19 protein-coding genes are annotated in these 16,343 nt (G+C 67.5%); 5 read left to right on the top strand and 14 right to left on the bottom strand.

What is annotated here, in order from left to right; translation table 11 throughout:
• The first annotated feature begins 40 nt into the window (after positions 1-40).
• A complete protein-coding gene (locus tag LG334_RS08945) occupies positions 41-838 on the top strand; it encodes a hypothetical protein (protein ID WP_404385287.1) in 798 nt (265 codons plus the stop codon).
• A gap of 39 nt (positions 839-877) precedes the next feature.
• On the opposite strand, the gene LG334_RS08940 is transcribed toward LG334_RS08945, so the two are convergent.
• The 6 genes from LG334_RS08940 to rplM form a co-directional block, all read right to left on the bottom strand.
• A complete protein-coding gene (locus LG334_RS08940) occupies positions 878-1,129 on the bottom strand; it encodes an antitoxin (RefSeq protein WP_404385285.1) in 252 nt (83 codons plus the stop codon).
• 69 nt (positions 1,130-1,198) lie between these two features.
• On the bottom strand, positions 1,199-1,693 hold the full coding sequence (locus LG334_RS08935) for a nucleoside deaminase (RefSeq protein ID WP_404385283.1): 495 nt from the start codon (positions 1,691-1,693) through the stop codon (positions 1,199-1,201).
• Positions 1,693-2,247, bottom strand: coding sequence for a gamma carbonic anhydrase family protein (locus LG334_RS08930; protein WP_404385281.1), 555 nt, complete (start codon positions 2,245-2,247; stop codon positions 1,693-1,695). The genes LG334_RS08935 and LG334_RS08930 overlap by 1 nt, the downstream gene beginning before the upstream one ends.
• 45 nt (positions 2,248-2,292) lie before the next feature.
• Positions 2,293-3,336, bottom strand: a complete 1,044-nt coding sequence (gene argC, locus LG334_RS08925) for an N-acetyl-gamma-glutamyl-phosphate reductase (protein ID WP_404385279.1) — start codon at positions 3,334-3,336, stop codon at positions 2,293-2,295.
• A 112-nt stretch (positions 3,337-3,448) separates the two neighbouring features.
• Entirely contained in the window at positions 3,449-3,931 is a 483-nt protein-coding gene (gene rpsI / locus LG334_RS08920) for a 30S ribosomal protein S9 (RefSeq protein ID WP_009542215.1), read from the bottom strand.
• Positions 3,932-3,934: 3 nt separating this feature from the next.
• Entirely contained in the window at positions 3,935-4,399 is a 465-nt protein-coding gene (gene rplM, locus LG334_RS08915) for a 50S ribosomal protein L13 (protein WP_404385277.1), read from the bottom strand.
• A 465-nt stretch (positions 4,400-4,864) separates the two neighbouring features.
• Between rplM and LG334_RS08910 the strand changes: the two genes are divergently transcribed.
• Positions 4,865-5,413 (top strand): sigma-70 family RNA polymerase sigma factor, encoded by a 549-nt coding sequence (locus LG334_RS08910; protein ID WP_404385275.1) that lies wholly within the window; start codon positions 4,865-4,867, stop codon positions 5,411-5,413.
• On the opposite strand, the gene LG334_RS08905 is transcribed toward LG334_RS08910, so the two are convergent.
• Positions 5,377-5,811, bottom strand: coding sequence for a PaaI family thioesterase (locus tag LG334_RS08905; protein ID WP_404385273.1), 435 nt, complete (start codon positions 5,809-5,811; stop codon positions 5,377-5,379). The two genes, LG334_RS08910 and LG334_RS08905, sit on opposite strands and share 37 nt — an antisense overlap.
• Before the next feature lie 152 nt (positions 5,812-5,963).
• On the opposite strand from LG334_RS08905, the gene LG334_RS08900 reads away from it, so the two are divergent.
• Complete coding sequence (locus LG334_RS08900; RefSeq protein ID WP_404385271.1) at positions 5,964-6,779, top strand: enoyl-CoA hydratase; 816 nt, start codon at positions 5,964-5,966, stop codon at positions 6,777-6,779.
• 34 nt (positions 6,780-6,813) lie between these two features.
• Here LG334_RS08900 and LG334_RS08895 read toward each other — a convergent pair whose 3' ends face one another.
• The 3 genes from LG334_RS08895 to LG334_RS08885 all read right to left on the bottom strand — a co-directional run bounded on the left by LG334_RS08895 (position 6,814) and on the right by LG334_RS08885 (position 9,596).
• On the bottom strand, positions 6,814-7,218 hold the full coding sequence (locus tag LG334_RS08895; protein WP_404385269.1) for a carboxymuconolactone decarboxylase family protein: 405 nt from the start codon (positions 7,216-7,218) through the stop codon (positions 6,814-6,816).
• A gap of 88 nt (positions 7,219-7,306) precedes the next feature.
• Entirely contained in the window at positions 7,307-9,019 is a 1,713-nt protein-coding gene (locus tag LG334_RS08890) for a Na/Pi cotransporter family protein (RefSeq protein WP_404385267.1), read from the bottom strand.
• Positions 9,020-9,383: 364 nt separating this feature from the next.
• Positions 9,384-9,596 (bottom strand): helix-turn-helix domain-containing protein, encoded by a 213-nt coding sequence (locus LG334_RS08885; protein ID WP_043646451.1) that lies wholly within the window; start codon positions 9,594-9,596, stop codon positions 9,384-9,386.
• 198 nt (positions 9,597-9,794) lie between these two features.
• Here LG334_RS08885 and LG334_RS08880 point away from each other — a divergent pair, with 198 nt between their 5' ends.
• Positions 9,795-10,274, top strand: a complete 480-nt coding sequence (locus tag LG334_RS08880) for a CoA-binding protein (protein WP_404385264.1) — start codon at positions 9,795-9,797, stop codon at positions 10,272-10,274.
• A 4-nt stretch (positions 10,275-10,278) separates the two neighbouring features.
• Here the strand turns inward: LG334_RS08880 and LG334_RS08875 are convergent, their stop codons facing one another.
• Positions 10,279-11,499: an MFS transporter gene (locus tag LG334_RS08875; RefSeq protein ID WP_404385262.1), complete on the bottom strand. Its 1,221-nt coding sequence runs from the start codon at positions 11,497-11,499 to the stop codon at positions 10,279-10,281.
• Positions 11,500-11,632: 133 nt separating this feature from the next.
• On the opposite strand from LG334_RS08875, the gene LG334_RS08870 reads away from it, so the two are divergent.
• Positions 11,633-13,561, top strand: a complete 1,929-nt coding sequence (locus tag LG334_RS08870) for an ATP-binding cassette domain-containing protein (protein ID WP_404385260.1) — start codon at positions 11,633-11,635, stop codon at positions 13,559-13,561.
• A gap of 193 nt (positions 13,562-13,754) precedes the next feature.
• Here LG334_RS08870 and LG334_RS08865 read toward each other — a convergent pair whose 3' ends face one another.
• The 3 genes from LG334_RS08865 to LG334_RS08855 all read right to left on the bottom strand — a co-directional run bounded on the left by LG334_RS08865 (position 13,755) and on the right by LG334_RS08855 (position 16,252).
• On the bottom strand, positions 13,755-14,246 hold the full coding sequence (locus LG334_RS08865; protein ID WP_404385258.1) for a DNA polymerase III subunit chi: 492 nt from the start codon (positions 14,244-14,246) through the stop codon (positions 13,755-13,757).
• Between the two features lie 89 nt (positions 14,247-14,335).
• The gene (locus LG334_RS08860; RefSeq protein WP_404385256.1) at positions 14,336-15,844 is read right to left on the bottom strand and encodes a DegQ family serine endoprotease; all 1,509 of its coding nucleotides are present in this window, start codon (positions 15,842-15,844) and stop codon (positions 14,336-14,338) included.
• A gap of 219 nt (positions 15,845-16,063) precedes the next feature.
• Positions 16,064-16,252: a DUF2065 domain-containing protein gene (locus tag LG334_RS08855; protein WP_404385254.1), complete on the bottom strand. Its 189-nt coding sequence runs from the start codon at positions 16,250-16,252 to the stop codon at positions 16,064-16,066.
• Positions 16,253-16,343: the final 91 nt, after the last annotated feature.

Raw genomic sequence — 16,343 nt, 5'->3', positions numbered from 1 at the left:
TCGCCCCCTTTTTTTGCCGCCAACAAGAGGAAGCCTCTCAATGCCGGACCTAGTCGCTTACTATCGCAGCTACGAGAAGAAGCTCGAAGCTTTGGATTTCCCGTTCGAATATGCGGATTATGATTGGCTTCGCCTACCCGAAAGCCTTGACGTCAACTGGATGGCCTACGGCATGATGGCGGGGGAATTCTCCCGCGAATTGGCCAATTCGGTAAACTCTCTCATTAATTATACACAGAAGTTGCGGGCGTGGGATGAGGTATTAACTTCCACTCATGCGAACGAAAAGTGGGACATCGTCCTGGAGTTTGTAGAGCCACTGGCACTGGTGGCTTTAAATTTTCCTTACGCGCTTCGGGCGCGATTTATTTTCGCCTCAGCCCATCTTGGGCATCAAGCGAACCAAGCACGGGACAATGAAACTTGGCGAGATGACCTTCCGCCAGATGAAGAAATCGACTTTAGAAGCTCCGATAAATATTGCATCCAATGGAAAACATACAAGCGGTTAAAAATTACCCTAGAGAAACTCTCATCGAAAAACTACCGGACCGAAACGCGAGATTTTAGAAACAGATATAATCACCGCTTCTGCCCGCACATAGAAGTAGGACTCGACAGCTTAATGACACGGGACACCAGCGGCGGCATCATAAGATATAACTTCGGCGGACAGAATCCTTTGCGGGTTTCGGAAGTCAACGCCGCCCTCTTCAAGCAGATAGATATAGCCACGGAGGCGTTCGCCAGATTTAAGGATTTCGTTCGGGAACACGAGGTTGCCATAAGTACTTACGGAGCCTCGAAAAATTCTGCTAAAAATTACCCGCGCACGTAGCCCTAGAAACTCTGCCCGATTCATTGACACAATCGGGTTTCAAGCTGATCGCGTACCTGAAGCAGCGCCAAGCTCGGGCTGGGCGTCGTCGATGTCCGGAAACTCATCGTCGATCGGCTCCCACTTGGCGAGCAGGTCCTCCAACGTTTTCCGCCGCTTCGGCGAAATGACCAGCCGGTCGCCCTCGCGGGTGACCGTCACCTCGTCGCCGGGAAACTGCATGTCGGCGGGGAGGCTGATGCGTTGCTCGCCGCCCTCGCGGATGATCTTAAGCGTGCGCTGTGCGTTCATGGGCGCCTTCCGTGCGCGTCTGCCTTGAAGATAGGCCGCGCCGCGCGCACGGTCAAACGGCGCCGGGAATCAGTACTGAATGCGCCCCTCCAGGGCCATGTACTCCTCGAAGATCAGGCGGCTTTCGTCGGGCATGAGGCGCTCGAAGGCCATTTCCCGCTCCTCCATGGACAGCGGCAGCTCGCGGTAGAGGAAGGCGTCGTCGAAGCCCGCCTCCGCCGCGTCCTGGTGGCTGGCCGCCCAGTACACCTTGTCCAGGTGCGCCCAGTAGATGGCCGACAGGCACATGGGGCACGGCTCGCACGAGGTGTAGATGACGCAGCCCTCCAGGTGGAAGACGCCCAGCTTCGCACAGGCGCGGCGGATGGCGACCATTTCCGCGTGGGCCGTCGGGTCGCAGCCCGATACCACCTCGTTGTGGCCCTCGCCGACGATTTCGCCGTCGCGCACGATGACGGCGCCGAAGGGGCCGCCGCAGCCCGACGTCATGCCTTCTTCCGCCAGATCGATGGCGCGCCGCATGAAGGCCCGGTGCTGGTCGGCCCCTTCCCCGGCGGCGGTCATCAGCCCTGCCCGCCCGAGAGCATCCGGCGGTACTGCTGCGCCATGTTGGCGTAATGCGCCGTGCCCTTGGGCAGGCTTTCCAGTTCCTCGGGCTTGAGGTCGCGGATGTACTTCGCCGGCGTGCCGGCCCAGAGCTGGCCCTTTCGGACCACCTTGCCCGGACTGACCAGGGCGCCGGCCGCCACCATGGCGCCGCTTTCCACCACCGCGCCGTCCATGACGGTGGCGCCCATGCCGACGAAGCTGCCGTCCTGCAGCTCGCAGCCGTGGATGGTGGCCATGTGGCCCACCAGCACGTCGTCACCGATGTAGGTGCCAAAACGCTCGCGCGTCACGTGGACCACCGACCCGTCCTGAATGTTGGAGCGCGCGCCGATGCGGATTTCGTGCACGTCGCCGCGCACGGTGACGTTGAACCACAGGCTCGACTCCTGCCCGATCACCACGTCGCCGATCACCACGCTGCTGGGGGCGACGAAGGCCGTTTCGTGGATGGTCGGCAGGACGTCGTTCCAGGGCAGGATGATGGGATGGTGCGTGGTGGGCGCGGACATCGCGGCGGCTCTCCTTGTTGACGTTTCGCGGTCTGGATCAGGCTCTTACGGGAACATGGGCTGCTGCATCAGCCCGGTCGTCTCGTCGAAGCCCAGCATGACGTTCATGTTCTGCACGGCCTGGCCGGACGCGCCCTTGACCAGGTTGTCCTCCACCGCCGTCAGGATGCAGCGGCCGGGGACACGGTCGGGGAAGGCGTTCAGCAGCACGAAGTTGGACCCGCGCACATGGCGCGTGGCAGGCACCTGGCCTTCCTTCAGAACGCGCACGAAGGGCTCGGCGCTGAAGGTTTCCGACAGGTGCGCGCGCAGGTCGTCGGCGGTCGCGCCCTTGGCGGTCTGCACGTAGATGGTCGCCAGGATGCCGCGCGCCATGGGCATGAGGTGCGGCGTGAAGGTGGACACCACCGACCGCCCCGCGGCGTCCGTCAGCCCCTGATCGATTTCCGGGCCGTGGCGGTGGGTGCCGACGCCGTAGGGGTGGATGCCCTCCGTCACCTCGGCGTACAGCGTCCCCTCCTTGGGTCCGCGGCCGGCGCCGGTGACGCCCGACTTGGCATCGGCGATGATGCCCTCGGCCTCGATCAGCCCGGCCTTCAGCAGCGGCATGAGCGCGAGCTGGATGCCGGTGGGGTAGCAGCCGGGGTTGGCGACGATACGGGCGGCGCGCACCTGCTCGCGGTACATCTCGGTCAGGCCGTAGACGACCGACTTCTGAAGCTCCGGCGCCTTGTGGGGGGCGCCGTAGACCTGTTCGTACAGGGCGGTGTCCTTCAGGCGGAAGTCGGCGGACAGGTCGCAGACCTTGATGCGCTCGGGCAGGCCGGCGATGACGTCCTGCGTGGTGCCGTGCGGCAGGGCGCAGAAGACGAAGTCCACGTCGTCCCACTTGACCTCGTCGATGGCGGTCAGCGTCGGCAGGTCCAGGCCGCCCAGGTGCGGGAAGACGTCTGCGAACTCCTTGCCGGCGCGGCGGTCGGCGGTCAGCGCCGTGATGCGCACGTGGGGGTGCAGCGCCAGCAGGCGCACCAGTTCGGCGCCGGTGTAGCCGGAGGCTCCAAGGATCGCGACTCTCGTCTTCTCGCTCATCTGTCTCGGGGTCCTGTGTCCTGAGGAATGCGGGGCGCGGCCCCAATACACACGAAAAGGGCGCCCTCCCGCAAGAGGACGCCCTTTCGAACGCAGCGTTTGATCCGCGGGATCAGCGCTTGGAGAACTGGAAGCTGCGGCGGGCCTTGGCCTTGCCGTACTTCTTACGCTCAACCGCACGCGGGTCGCGGGTCAGGAAGCCGGCAGCCTTCAGCGCCGGGCGCATGTTCGGGTCGAACGCCGTCAGCGCGCGGGCCAGGCCGTGACGAAGGGCGCCGGCCTGACCGGACAGGCCACCGCCGGACACGGTGCAGACCACATCGAACTGGTTCTCGATGTTGGCGACCTTGAACGGCTGGTTGATCATCATGCGCAGGACCGGACGCGGGAAGTAGTTCTCGAACTCCCGGCCGTTGACGGTGATCTTGCCGGAGCCGGCCTTCACCCACACGCGGGCGACGGCGTCCTTACGACGACCGGTGCCGTAGGAACGGCCCAGTTCGTCCTTCTTCACCTCGTACTTCGGGCCCTCGACGGTCTCGCCGCCGGTGGTCGCGCCCTTCAGGTCCTCGAGGGTCAGCTTTTCCTCGGCCATGGATTAGGCGCTCCTCTTGTTCTTCGGGTTCCGGGCGGCGAAGTCCAGCACTTCCGGCTGCTGAGCCTCGTGCGGATGTTCGGCGCCGGCGTAGACACGCAGCTTCTTCAGCTGGGCGCGGCCCAGCGGACCACGGGGCATCATGCGCTCCACGGCCTTCTGGATGACGCGCTCCGGGTAGCGGCCGCCCAGGATCTGCTCCATGGTGCGTTCCTTGATGCCGCCCGGATAGCCGGTGTGCCAGAAGAACTTCTTGTCGGTCAGCTTGTTGCCGGTCAGCTTGACCTTGCCGGCGTTGATGACGACCACGTGGTCACCAACGTCGATGTGCGGCGTGTACTGCGGCTTGGTCTTGCCGCGAAGAATGTTCGCCACGGTCGAGGCGAGGCGGCCCAGAACGACGTCCTCGGCGTCGATCAGGACCCACTTCTTCTCCACCTCGTTGGGCTTGGCGGAATAGGTTTTCATGGCACCATCTCGATTGCGGTTCTCGTCGGCTGCGGCGGGCCCGGGCGGGCTTGCCTTCGCCTCGGAAAACGACAGGGGCCACGGCTGCCGCGACCCCGGTGAACTTGAGAGCCGGAATATGCCACGTTTCAGCGGGATGTCAACGTTGGTAAAATCAACAAAAACAACAAGTTAGCGAAAAGGTATAATTTTACCTCTCCCGAGACCCGCAGCCTGCGGGCGTTCCAGCGGTCTTCGTGTGCCGACTATCCCGGCAGGATGATCCCCCGCCGCCCTTTCCCGTTCCAACCGGACCTATCCTTCTCACCCGGGCCCGCATGGCGCCGTGAACGGATCTGCGCCTAACGAGGTAAAGGTCTTAGGTGCCCTTATGGTTTCTTTATGCAATGGCGGAACAAGCCTTATGGACCGCTTATGGAATGTCCCACCATCCTGGTCAGGCTATTGTCTTGGACCGAGGTACCGATGGACGCCCCTTCAGATCGAATCGAGGACCACCTTCTAGCATTGCGGCGCCTTGCCCTGCATTTGACCCGCGACCGCGTCGCCGCGGACGACCTGGTGCAGGACACCGTGCTGCGCGCCCTGGAAAAGGTTCATCGCTACGAGGCGGGGACGAACATGCAGGCCTGGCTCGCCACCCTGATGCGCAACATCTTCCTCAGCCAGCGGCGTCGCGACGGCCTTGCGGTGCGCCACGCCCGGCAGGTCGCCATGCAGGAGCGGCGCGGCGAGGCCCCGGCCCGCCAGGACGCGCACATCTACATCGGCCAGATGTGGAGCGCGCTGCACCGCATGAATGACCGCGAGCGCGATCTGCTGTCGGCCATCGCGCTGGAGGGCATGGAACTGGAGCAGCTGTCGCAACGCCACGGACTGCCGACCGGCACGATCAAGTCGCGTGCCGCCCGTGCCCGGGCGAAGCTCCGCGTGGCGCTCGGCGAACATGCGGCCACGACCGGGTGCGCGAAGCGGGCTCAGGCGGCGTCGGGGGTGCCCGGCGGGATGGAATAGGTGCCGGTAACGTGGGCGACCATCTGCGGGTCGCCTTCGGAGTAGAGGTCCACCTCCACCACCGCCAGGCGCTTGCCCGCCTTGATGACGCGGCCCTCGGCGATCATGTCCTTCGGCCCCGGCTTGCGCAGGAAATTGATGTTCAGGTTGGTGGTCACGGCCAGGTCCACCGGCCCCACGAGGCTGAGCACCACCACATACATGGCCAGATCCGCCAGGGCCATCATGGCCGGCCCCGCCACCGTCCCGCCCGGACGGATCAGGTCGGGCTTGAAGCGCATGCGCACGCGGCAGGTGCCGGCGGTCACCTCCTCCACCTGCATGCCCAGAACGTCCACCAGCGGAAGCTCGGCGTCGAGAATGGCCTGGATTTCGGGAATGGTGATCTTGCTCGCCATGGTGCGGACGGATGCCTCCTGGTTGGGTCGACGACCTTGTTTTCGCACCACAATGATCGGGCTTTACGCTTACGTCAACGGCAAGGGCCTTGCCGCCGGGGCGTTGGATCGCCACCATGGGCGAAAATCCCATCCCCTGACGGAGGACGTTCATGAGCCCCGATAGCCCCGCCGCCACCACGCCCGCCGCCGAGACGGACATCCTGCTGCGCGCCGATGCCGACGGCGTCGCCACGCTGACGCTCAACCGCCCCAAGGCGCGCAACGCCCTGTCGGTCGGGCTGATGGCGGCCCTGCAGACGGAGCTGGACGCCATCGCCAAGGACCAGTCGGTGAAGGTTGTCGTGATCGAGGCCGCCGGTCCCGCCTTCTGCGCCGGCCACGACCTGCGCGAGGTGCGCGCCAATCCCGGCCGCGAGGCCTATGAGGCGCTGTTCGAGCAGTGCTCCAACCTGATGATGTCGGTGGTCAACCTGCCCAAGCCGGTGATCGCCAAGGTCCATGCCATGGCCACCGCCGCCGGCTGCCAACTCGTCGCCAGCTGCGACCTAGCCTATGCGGCCGAGGAGGCCAAGTTCGCGACGCCGGGCGTCAACATCGGCCTGTTCTGCTCCACGCCCATGGTGGCCCTGTCGCGCGCTGTGGGCCGCAAGAAGGCCATGGAAATGCTGCTGTCCGGCCGCCCCGTCACCGCCCACGAGGCCGAGGCTGCCGGGCTGGTGAACGCCGTCGTTCCCGCCGCCGAGCTGGACGCCGCGGTGTCCGACATGGCGTCGACCATCGCCGGCAAGTCCCCGCTGACGCTGGCGATCGGCAAGGAGGCCTTCTACAAGCAGGTGGAAATGCCGCTGGCCGACGCCTACCGCTATGCCAGCGAGGTCATGACCCGCAACATGATGGCCCGCGACGCCGAGGAAGGCATCGACGCCTTCCTGCAGAAGCGGACGCCGACGTGGGAAGGGCGCTGACCGCCGCTATACCGGCGAGGCCGCGGAGGACGTCCTACTCCGCCGCTGCCTCGCGCTCGGTCTCCCGGTCCAGTTCCTCGAACAGGCGCTTGGCCGCAAGGATGGCATTGAGCGTCACGGGAAAACCGGCGTAGGGGGCGACCTGCATCACCACTTCCAACAGTTCGTCGCGGGTGACGCCGGTGCGCAGGGCCGCGCGCATGTGGATGACCAGTTCGGACTCCACGTTGCCCATGGCCGTCAGCGCCGAGACGATGGCGAGTTGGCGGTCGCGCGCCGACAGGCCGGGGCGGCTGTGGATGTCGCCGTAGGGAAATTCGACCACCAAGCGCGCGAAGTCCGGCGCGATGGCGCGCACCTCGTCCAGAACCCCCTCACCCACCGTGCCGTGGATCTCGCTCAGGCGGCCGAGGCCGCGCGCGTACCGGTCGTTGCTCATATCCTCAGGACTACCTCACTTTACCCGAATGGACTTGCCACCATAACGGGATCGCCGGCCGGAAATCCAGTGTCATTGGACGCGATGATCACTCTGCCGGCGAAGGCTCGGCGGCGCGGGAGGCCTCGACCACCGCCGGGGGCGCCGGCTCGGGCTCGGCGATGGCGCGGCAGATACGCTTGCTGAAGTAGTAGACCCGGCGCAGTTGCTCCACCACCTCGGTTTCCCGGGCATAGGCGTTGACGCGGTTGGGCTCCGACGCCAGCAGGCGCGTCGCGCCGTAGTCCAGCGCCTTGCGCACCAGCGCCTGGATCTCCGGCTTCATGGCGACCACGCGCCGCGCGGCCTCGCGGTCGTCCTCGGCCACAGCCTTGAGCGTCAGGTCCAGGGCCTCCAGCACGCGGGCGTGCAGGTCGCCCACCCGGCGCGCCGTATGCTCGCTGACCGTGACCTTCTCCTCCAGGCGGCGCCGGCCGATGGAGACGATGTCGGTTTCCACCAGGTCGCCGATGCTCTCCAGCCCGCGCGCCACCTCCATCAGGCGCATGTAGACGGCCGCCTGTTTGGCCGTCAGCGTGCCGGCGCCCAGGCGGCGAAGGTAGTCGATGGTCGCCTCGTAGAGCGCATCGACCGAATCGTCCATGCGCGCCAGGCGGTCCAGCCCGGTCTTGGAGCCGTGCAAGGCCGCCGGCAGGGCCTCGGCGACCATGCGCCGGGCGCGCCGGCCGATGCGCCCCAGTTCGCGGCGCACCGCCTCCATGGCCGCGGGGGGCGTGGCCAGCAGCGCGGAGTCCAGGTAGCGGGGCGTCACCGCCTCTTCCTCCGGGCTCTTGGGGCGCTCGGGGATCAGACGGGTGATGACGGCCGTCAACAGCGGTGCAAACCAGATGAGCACCACCGTCGCCCCCACGTTCACCAGCGTGTGGGCGTTGGCGATCTGGCGGGCGACGTCGCCGGGCGTCAGGCTCTGCATCAGGTCGGCGACGGGGCCGATCAGCCACACCCAGCCGACCACGCTGATGACATTGAACAGCACATGCGCCAGCGACGCGCGCACCGCCTCGCGCGGGCGGCCGATGGCGGCCAGCAGCGCGGTGACGCAGGTGCCGATGTTCGCGCCCAGGATGACGGGAATGCCCGCCTCGATGGACATGATCCCCTGCCCCGCCATGACGATGACGATACCCGTCGTCGCGCCCGAGGACTGGACCAGCGCCGTGAACAGCGCCCCGGCCAGGATGCCCAGCACCGGGTTTCTCATGCTGGCGATGGCATCCAGGAACGGCGGCCAGTCGCGCAGGGGCTCCATGGCGTTGCCCATGAGCATCATGCCCAGGAACACGAGCCCGAGCCCCAGCAGCACGCCGCCCCAGTGTCCGAAGACCTTGTTGCGTTGCAAGCTGGCGCCGACGAAGCCGATGGCAATCAGCGGCAGGGCGGCATCGGTGATGCGGAAGGCGATGACCTGGGCGAAGACGGTGGAGCCGATGTTGGCACCCATGATGACGCCGATGGCCTGGGTCAGCGTCATCACGCCGGCGGAGATGAACCCCACCACCAGCACGGTCGTCACCGACGAGGACTGGATGACCGCCGTGGTCACGGCGCCGGTGATCACGCCCAGCAGCCGGTTTCGCGTCATGGCTGCCAGAATGCCACGCATGTTGTCGCCCGCCGCCGTCTTCAGGGCACCCGTCAGCTGCTCCAGACCGAACAGGAACAGCGCCAGCCCTCCGAACAGGCCGGTGATGATGGCGAACAGGGGCAGGTCTCCCCCCGCGGTGACGGTCGCTGCGTCCATGATCGTGTCCCCGGCGCATTTCGCCGTGCGGCGCCATAGCCGCACTGTGTGCGCCTTTGCAGCGAGAATACACCCGGCGGGCATTTATGACAATACGATGACAGGAGACGGGCACCGGGTCGGACGCATACCTGAACGGGGCCGACCGGATCACCGGGTTGAAAAATCGGTTCGCCGCCCCAAGTGAAGCCTGTGACGAGAAGACTTCCCCTTCTTCGATCAGATCCCGTCCTTGAGCGGCGAACGGCCCCCCTTTGCCGTTCGCCGCATTTTTTTGTGCGCACGGCGTCCGCGCCGGAACGACGAAAGCCCGGCCATCACCGGCCGGGCTTTTCCGTCAGGTCGTGTGCGCGCGAGACCGCGTCTATCTGTGAGCGTCGTGCTCGAGGGATGGCGGGGCCGGGATGTTGGCGTGGGCGTCGGCGAAGGCCTCCAGGTCGCGCACGGCGATGCGCCAGTCGCGGCCCACCTTGATGGCGCGCAGCTTGCCGCTGCGAATCCAGTCGCCCACCGTGCGCGGCGTCACCTTCATCCGGTCGGCCACCTCGTGGACGGTCAGCATGGGAGCCCGAAACATGCGTTCTCTCCGAACATGAGGGGGATGCCGTAACGCCTGCCGGCACCAACCGGTGGCGCACTCACCCTTCCAAAAACGCATATAACCACACAAGCGCGTCATTCAACAGGTCTCATAAGATCGCACCGGCCGCCGGCCGGCGACGCGGGGCCGGCGCGAGGCGTACCCTGTAGAGACGACGCGGCTCGGGAGACCTGCATGACCGCGAACGACGACGCCGCCCTTTCCGAAGATGCCGCCACGCTGAACGCCGCGCCGACGGACGCGCGGGTGAAGGCTCTCCTGACGGGGTGCCGGCGCATTGCCGTCGTCGGTGCCTCGCCCAAGACCCACCGGCCGAGCAACGGCGTGCTGCGCTTCCTGGCGCGGCACGGCTACGATGTCGTTGCAGTGAATCCCGGCCACGCCGGCGGCACCATCGCCGATGTCCCCTGCCATGCGAAACTCGCCGATGTGCCGGGCCCGGTCCACATGGTGGACATTTTCCGCCGCTCGGACCGCGCCGGGGACGTGATCGACGAGGCGATCACGCTGAAGGAGGAAAAGGGCATCGTCGGCATATGGACCCAGTTGGGCGTCGTGGACGACGCGGCCGCCGCCCGCGCCGCCGCCGCCGGGCTTGTGGTGGTGCAGAACCGCTGCCCGGCCATCGAACTGCCGCGCCTGGGCCTGGGGTGAGCCCCTACTCCGCCGCCTGGACAGGCGCCGGCGCGGGTTGCGGCGCCGGCCGATCCCCCGGCAGGCGGATGCCCATCACGGCGACGACCAGCGCCGCGCCGGCCAACAGGGCATAGAGCCAGAAGAAGTCCCCGGTCGTGCCGCGAATCCAGGCCGCCAGTTGCACGCCGAGCCCCGCGACGCCGAAGGCCAGGACAAACTTGAGCCCATAGGCCGTCGCCCGCCAGCGCGCCGGGGTGAACTTCGCCAGCAGGCTGTTTTCAGCCGGCAGGGCGCCGATGTTCAGCGTCACGGCCAAGACGGCGGCCAGCAGCAGCGGCGCGCCTGTCAGCCCCAGAATCATCGCCAGCATGGGGATTTGCAGCAGGTACATGCCGACGTAGACGTATTTCAGCGGGAACCGGTCAGCCAGATGGCCGCAGATCAACTGCATGAAGCCGGCGACGCCGTAGACGATCATCACCGCCGTGCCGACGCCCAGCGTCCCGCCGTCGCCGAGCAGGCCGCCCAGCCCTTCCTCGAACACCTTTGGCAGGGTGGACTGCGTCGACTGGTAGATCAGCCCGCCGCAGACCATGCACAGCGCCAGGATGGTGTAGGCGCGCACCGTGTCGCGGCGGTCGGGTTCGGGCTGCGGGGCAGCGTCGTGCCGGGTCTCGCGCACCACGCCGCGCCGCATGAGGATGACGAAAGCCACACCCAGCGCCAAAACCACCAGCGACGGGATGATGAAAGCCGCCCGCCAGCCCAGCCACTCCACCAAGCCGCCGGCCGTCACCCCCGCCACCGCGGGGCCGAGGCCGCCGAAAATGCCGTTGAACCCCAGCGCCTTGCCGCGCGACGTGGCGGACCGAACCAGCCAGGCGATGCCGACGGGGTGGTAGATGCTGCCGAACAGGCCGAGGGCGGCCAGCGCCAGCATCATCTCGGTCGCCGACCCCGCCATGCCCGCCCACAGGCCCGAGACGCCGAGCCCGAGGAAGAACACAGCCATCATGCCGGTGGCCGACCAGCGGTCGCCCAGCCATCCCGCCGCCGGCGCGGCCAGCCCGTACAGCAGCTTGCCGACGATGATGAGTGTCAGCGCCGCCTCGTAGGAGACATCGAACACCGTCGGCAGCACCAGCGCGACCACATAGAAGATCGGCTCGAACAGGTGACTGAAGAAGTGCGCGATGCCGGCGATCCAGGCGACGGCCCGCTGTTCGGCGGGGGTGGGCATCATGGCGGCGGAAGACCTTCCGTGGCGGACTTTCCGTTCACCGTACAGCCTGACCGCGCCACCCGACAGGGCCATTGCGCGGCCAGCCCCAACAGCCCCGTTTCCGGCGCGCGCGGGCTGTGGTATTGAGCGGCCCATGCTGCATATCAACGACCTCGTCTATCGCATTGGCGGCCGTGTGCTTCTGGACGGCGCGACGGCCCATATCCCGGCGGGCCAGCGCGTCGGCCTGGTCGGCCGCAACGGCACCGGCAAGTCCACCCTCCTGCGCCTGATCCTGAACGAGACGGCGCCGGACGGCGGCGACGTCGCCGTGCGCCCGCGCGCCAGCGTCGGCCGGGTGGCGCAGGAGGCGCCGGCCGGCGACGACAACCTGCTGGATTGCGTGCTGGCCGCCGACAAGGAGCGCGCCGCCCTGCTCGCCGACCTGCCGCGCGCCGAGGACGAGGCCGACGCCCACCGGCTGGCGGAAATCCACGAGCGCCTGAACGCCATCGACGCCCATTCCGCGCCGGCGCGCGCGGCGTCGATCCTCTCGGGCCTGGGCTTTTCCACCGAGGCGCAGGCGCGGCCCGTGCGGGATTTCTCCGGCGGCTGGCGCATGCGCGTCGCACTCGCCGCCGCCCTGTTCGCCCGGCCGGACCTGCTGCTGCTGGACGAGCCGACCAACCACCTGGACCTGGAAGCGACCATCTGGCTGGAGAACTATCTGGCCGTCTATCCGGGCACGCTCATCATCGTCAGCCACGACCGCGACCTGCTCAACAAGGTCTGCCAGCGCATCCTGCATCTGGATAAAGGCAAGCTGGTCAGCTACATGGGCGACTACGACGACTTCGCCCGCATGCGCCGCGAGATGATGGAACTGCGCGAGAAGCAGGCGGTGAAGCAGGAGGCCCGCCGCGCCCACCTGCAATCCTTCGTCGACCGCTTCCGTGCCAAGGCCACCAAGGCCCGCCAGGCCCAAAGCCGCCTGAAAATGCTGGAGAAGATGGAGCCCGTCATCCCCATCGTGGAGGACAAGGGCATCCAGTTCGACTTCCCCCAGCCCGAGGAGCTGGCGCCGCCGCTGATCCAGGTAGACGGCGGCACGGCGGGCTATGGCGGCAAGCCCGTCCTGCGGCGCCTGAACTTCCGCATCGACATGGACGACCGCATCGCCCTGCTGGGTGCGAACGGCAACGGCAAGTCGACGCTGGCAAAGGTCATCACCGGGCGGCTGGCGCTGATGGAAGGCAACCTCAAGGCCTCCACCAAGCTGCGCGTCGGCTACTTCGCCCAGCACCAGACGGAGGAGTTGAACCCGCAGGGCACGCCGCTCCAGCACATGGCGAAGCTGATGCCCGGGGTCAACGACACCAAGGTGCGCGCCCACCTGGGCCGCTTCGGCTTCGGCGCGCAACTGGCCGACAACCGGGTGGAGCAGCTGTCGGGCGGCGAAAAGGCACGGCTTCTCATCGCGCTCATGACCCACGACGCGCCGCACGTGCTGGTGCTTGACGAGCCCACCAACCACCTGGACATCGACACCCGCGATGCCCTGATCGAGGCGCTGAACGTCTTCGAGGGCGCCGTCGTGCTCATCTCGCACGATCCGCACCTGGTGGAACTGGTGGCCGACCGCCTGTGGCTGGTGGCCGATGGTGGCGTGACGCCGTTTGACGGCGACATGCAGGACTACCGCCGCCTTCTGCTCGACCAGGCCCGCGATGCCCGGCGCGAGGCCAAGGCCGACGCCCGCGCGGCCAACGGCGCCGACGAGGCCCCCGCCCAGTCTGCCGCCGCCCGGAAAGAGGACCGCCGCGCCGCCGCCGAACTGCGCCAGAAGCTCGCGCCCTTGAAGAAACAGGCGCAAGCGGCTGAAAAGAAAATGGAAAAGCTGACGGCCCAGAAGGAGGCGCTGGAGGCCAGGCTGGCCGACCCCAAGCTCTATGACGGGCCGGCTGAGAAGGTCTCGGCCCTCCAGATCGAGTTGGGCGAGGTCGCCAAGCAGCTTGAAGAGACGGAAATGGCGTGGCTGGAGGTCTCCGAAGCCTACGAGGAAGCGATGGCGGCGGGGGGCTGAGCGAGCGCTCACGCGCTTGGGGCGGTGCCCCAACGCCCGCGTCTCCCGTGGGCGCGGCGCGCCCACACTAGCTTGGGGGCTGGACCTGAACCTCGAAGCGTGCGCGCATGATCGCCCCCCCTCCCCGTTCCCCCGAACGGCCCGCGAAGCGATATGCACCCCGTCGTGCGGGAGAACGGAGGCGGCGGCTGCTCTACTCCGGCGCGCCCGCGTCCCGGAGTGCAGGGGTGTTGGCGCTGGCCTTTTCGGTCCAGCCGCCGCGCTCTGTCTGCTGCCAGTAGTGCATTTCCCAGCCCTTGTCGCGGCAGGCCTTCCAGCGCTCGCGGGCGGCCTGCACGGCGTCGGGATCGCGGCCGTCGAACAGGTCCAGGCAGCGGTCGTAGTCGTCCATGCGCGCCGACGTCATGCCGTCGGTCAGCAGCAGGATCGCGGCGCCGTTGGGGCGCTGGTCCTCCTCCGCCAGCCACACGGGCTGATCGCTGTCGAAGCCGTCGCCCGGCGTGCCATGAGGCAGCCAGCTGTCGGGCTTCCAGGTCCACAGCACCGCCGACAGCGCCTCCGCCCGCTCGCGCGATGCCGTCAGCACCACGGCGCGCTGGCCGCTCTCCTGCACCTTGGAGAGCAGCGGCGGCAGGGCCTGTTCCAGCGGCCAGCGTTGCAGATGATAGAAATCGACGCGCTTCATGCCGCGCACTTTAGCCGCCGCCCGCGCAAAGAGAAAGGGGCGGCCCGCACGGACCGCCCCTTCCCGTCCTTCCGCGGAACGCGCCTGCGTCAGCCTTCCTCGCCGATGCGCACGGCCACGAAGCGGCTGCCGGTGTCGCCCTGCACCATGAGCAGCACCGACTTGCGGCCATTGTCGCGCGCCTGGGCCACCTGCTCGCGGATTTCGCCGGCAGAGGAGACGCGGGTCTGGTTGACCTCGGCGATCACGTCGCCCGGACGGATGCCCTTCTGGGCCGCATCGCTGTCGGCCGACAGGTCGGAAACGACGACGCCCGACCGCACGTCATCGGGAATGCCGTACATCTCGCGCGCTTCCATGTCGAGCGGCTGCACGGACAGGCCCAGCGCCGGCACCTCGGAACCCGTCTGCTCCGGTTCCGGGGCGCCATTCCGGCCGGGCTCTCCGGCGAAGGCGGCTGCATCCTCTTCCTGCAGCTCGGCCACCTCGACATCGATGGTCTTGCGCTCGCCGTCGCGCCAGACGATCACGTCCACGGTGCGGCCGATCTGGGTCTCCGCCACGGCCTTGGGCAGATTGCGCATCTCATTGATGGGCTGGTCGTCCCAGCGCAGGATCACGTCGCCCGGCTGGATGCCGGCCGCCGCCGCCGGCCCGTCCGGCTGCACGCTGGCGACCAGGGCGCCCTGCGCGCCGTCCAGGCCCAGGCTGTCGGCGATCTCGTCGGTGACGGTCTGGATGCGCACGCCCAGCCAGCCGCGCTTGACCTCGCCGTACTCGATCAGGTCCTCGACGACGTTGCGCGCCAGGTTCGACGGCGTCGCGAAGCCGATGCCGACCGAACCGCCGCCGGCCGGCGAGTAGATGGCGGTGTTCACGCCGACAACCTGGCCGCTCATGTCGAACAGCGGCCCGCCGGAGTTGCCGCGGTTGATGGAGGCATCCGTCTGGATGAAGTTGTCATAGGGCCCGGCGTTGATGTTGCGCGCCCGCGCCGAGATGATGCCGGCGGTCACCGTGCCGCCAAGACCGAAGGGATTGCCGATGGCGATAACCCAGTCACCGACGCGCGCGACATCGCTGTCGCCCCACTGCACCGACGGCAGGGTTTCGTCGTTGTCGACCTTCAGCACCGCCACGTCGGTCTTTGGATCGCGGCCGATCACTTCGGCCGTCAGCACCGTGTCGTCCTGAAGGATGACAGTGACCTCTTCGGCGCCCTCGATCACATGGTTGTTGGTGACGATATAGCCGTTCTCGCCGTCGATGACGAAGCCCGATCCCAGCGAGGTGGCGCGGCGCGGCACGCTGGGCGCCTGCTGGCGCTCGAAGAACTCCCGGAAGAAGTCCTCGAACGGGCTGCCCGGCGGAAACTGCGGCATCTGCGGCCCGCGCTCGCCGCCCAGGGTGGTGGTGGTGGAGATGTTGACCACGGCCGGCAGCAGGCGTTCCGCCATGTCGGCAAAGCTGTCAGGCGGCCCGTTCTGCGCCCGCGCCGGCTGGGGGGCCATGGCGCCGAGCATCAGGGCGCCAACGACCACCAGCGCGGACAGCCAGCGGCCGGCGGCCGGGATGGGGGTGCGGATCGATCCTGTCACGGATACCTCTCCATTCAAGGCGGAAGCGGTGAATACGGGCCCCGGACAACGGATGCGCGCGCGGTGCGTGCGGCCCCGGCCGGGAAGAACGCGGAAAAGTCGCGATTTAATGTAGGACGCAGCGGCCTCTGGTTCCAGGGACACTATGCTTTTGGCCGGTTCATCGTTGCCCCCGCACATGGCGAAAGTTGGGCACCGACCGTCACGCCGGCGAGGGTGTCAGCCCCGCACCAGCCACGCGAGAAGCACGCCCACTGCGCAAGCCGCCAAGCCGGCCCCGCGCAGAGCCCCGTCGGGCAGCGTCAACACCTGCGCGATCATGGCCTTCATGCGGGCCGGGAACAGCGCATAGACGGCGCCCTCCAGCGCGATGGCGAGCGCGAGCGCGGCGAGCAGGTCTTCGGTCATGTTCGGGGAGCGGTCCTTCTTGCATGTCACGGCGCGGACAAGAAAAGGGCGCGGCCGCGAGTGTCGCCGGCCGCGCCCCTTCAAGGCTTGC

It is taken from the genome of Caenispirillum salinarum (assembly GCF_044803115.1).
Classification (GTDB): Bacteria; Pseudomonadota; Alphaproteobacteria; order Rhodospirillales; family Rhodospirillaceae; genus Caenispirillum; species Caenispirillum salinarum_A.
The sequence above is the reverse complement of the archived record's forward strand: the minus strand, read 5'-3'. Positions and strand labels throughout refer to the sequence as shown.

Bases quoted from the DNA above. Each gene is read 5' to 3' on its own strand.
- LG334_RS08945 (WP_404385287.1), top strand. From the start codon at position 41: ATGCCGGACCTAGTCGCTTACTATCGCAGCTACGAGAAGAAGCTCGAA.
- LG334_RS08940 (WP_404385285.1), bottom strand. From the start codon at position 1,129: ATGAACGCACAGCGCACGCTTAAGATCATCCGCGAGGGCGGCGAGCAA.
- LG334_RS08935 (WP_404385283.1), bottom strand. From the start codon at position 1,693: ATGACCGCCGCCGGGGAAGGGGCCGACCAGCACCGGGCCTTCATGCGG.
- LG334_RS08930 (WP_404385281.1), bottom strand. From the start codon at position 2,247: ATGTCCGCGCCCACCACGCACCATCCCATCATCCTGCCCTGGAACGAC.
- argC (WP_404385279.1), bottom strand. From the start codon at position 3,336: ATGAGCGAGAAGACGAGAGTCGCGATCCTTGGAGCCTCCGGCTACACC.
- rpsI (WP_009542215.1), bottom strand. From the start codon at position 3,931: ATGGCCGAGGAAAAGCTGACCCTCGAGGACCTGAAGGGCGCGACCACC.
- rplM (WP_404385277.1), bottom strand. From the start codon at position 4,399: ATGAAAACCTATTCCGCCAAGCCCAACGAGGTGGAGAAGAAGTGGGTC.
- LG334_RS08910 (WP_404385275.1), top strand. From the start codon at position 4,865: ATGGACGCCCCTTCAGATCGAATCGAGGACCACCTTCTAGCATTGCGG.
- LG334_RS08905 (WP_404385273.1), bottom strand. From the start codon at position 5,811: ATGGCGAGCAAGATCACCATTCCCGAAATCCAGGCCATTCTCGACGCC.
- LG334_RS08900 (WP_404385271.1), top strand. From the start codon at position 5,964: ATGAGCCCCGATAGCCCCGCCGCCACCACGCCCGCCGCCGAGACGGAC.
- LG334_RS08895 (WP_404385269.1), bottom strand. From the start codon at position 7,218: ATGAGCAACGACCGGTACGCGCGCGGCCTCGGCCGCCTGAGCGAGATC.
- LG334_RS08890 (WP_404385267.1), bottom strand. From the start codon at position 9,019: ATGGACGCAGCGACCGTCACCGCGGGGGGAGACCTGCCCCTGTTCGCC.
- LG334_RS08885 (WP_043646451.1), bottom strand. From the start codon at position 9,596: ATGTTTCGGGCTCCCATGCTGACCGTCCACGAGGTGGCCGACCGGATG.
- LG334_RS08880 (WP_404385264.1), top strand. From the start codon at position 9,795: ATGACCGCGAACGACGACGCCGCCCTTTCCGAAGATGCCGCCACGCTG.
- LG334_RS08875 (WP_404385262.1), bottom strand. From the start codon at position 11,499: ATGATGCCCACCCCCGCCGAACAGCGGGCCGTCGCCTGGATCGCCGGC.
- LG334_RS08870 (WP_404385260.1), top strand. From the start codon at position 11,633: ATGCTGCATATCAACGACCTCGTCTATCGCATTGGCGGCCGTGTGCTT.
- LG334_RS08865 (WP_404385258.1), bottom strand. From the start codon at position 14,246: ATGAAGCGCGTCGATTTCTATCATCTGCAACGCTGGCCGCTGGAACAG.
- LG334_RS08855 (WP_404385254.1), bottom strand. From the start codon at position 16,252: ATGACCGAAGACCTGCTCGCCGCGCTCGCGCTCGCCATCGCGCTGGAG.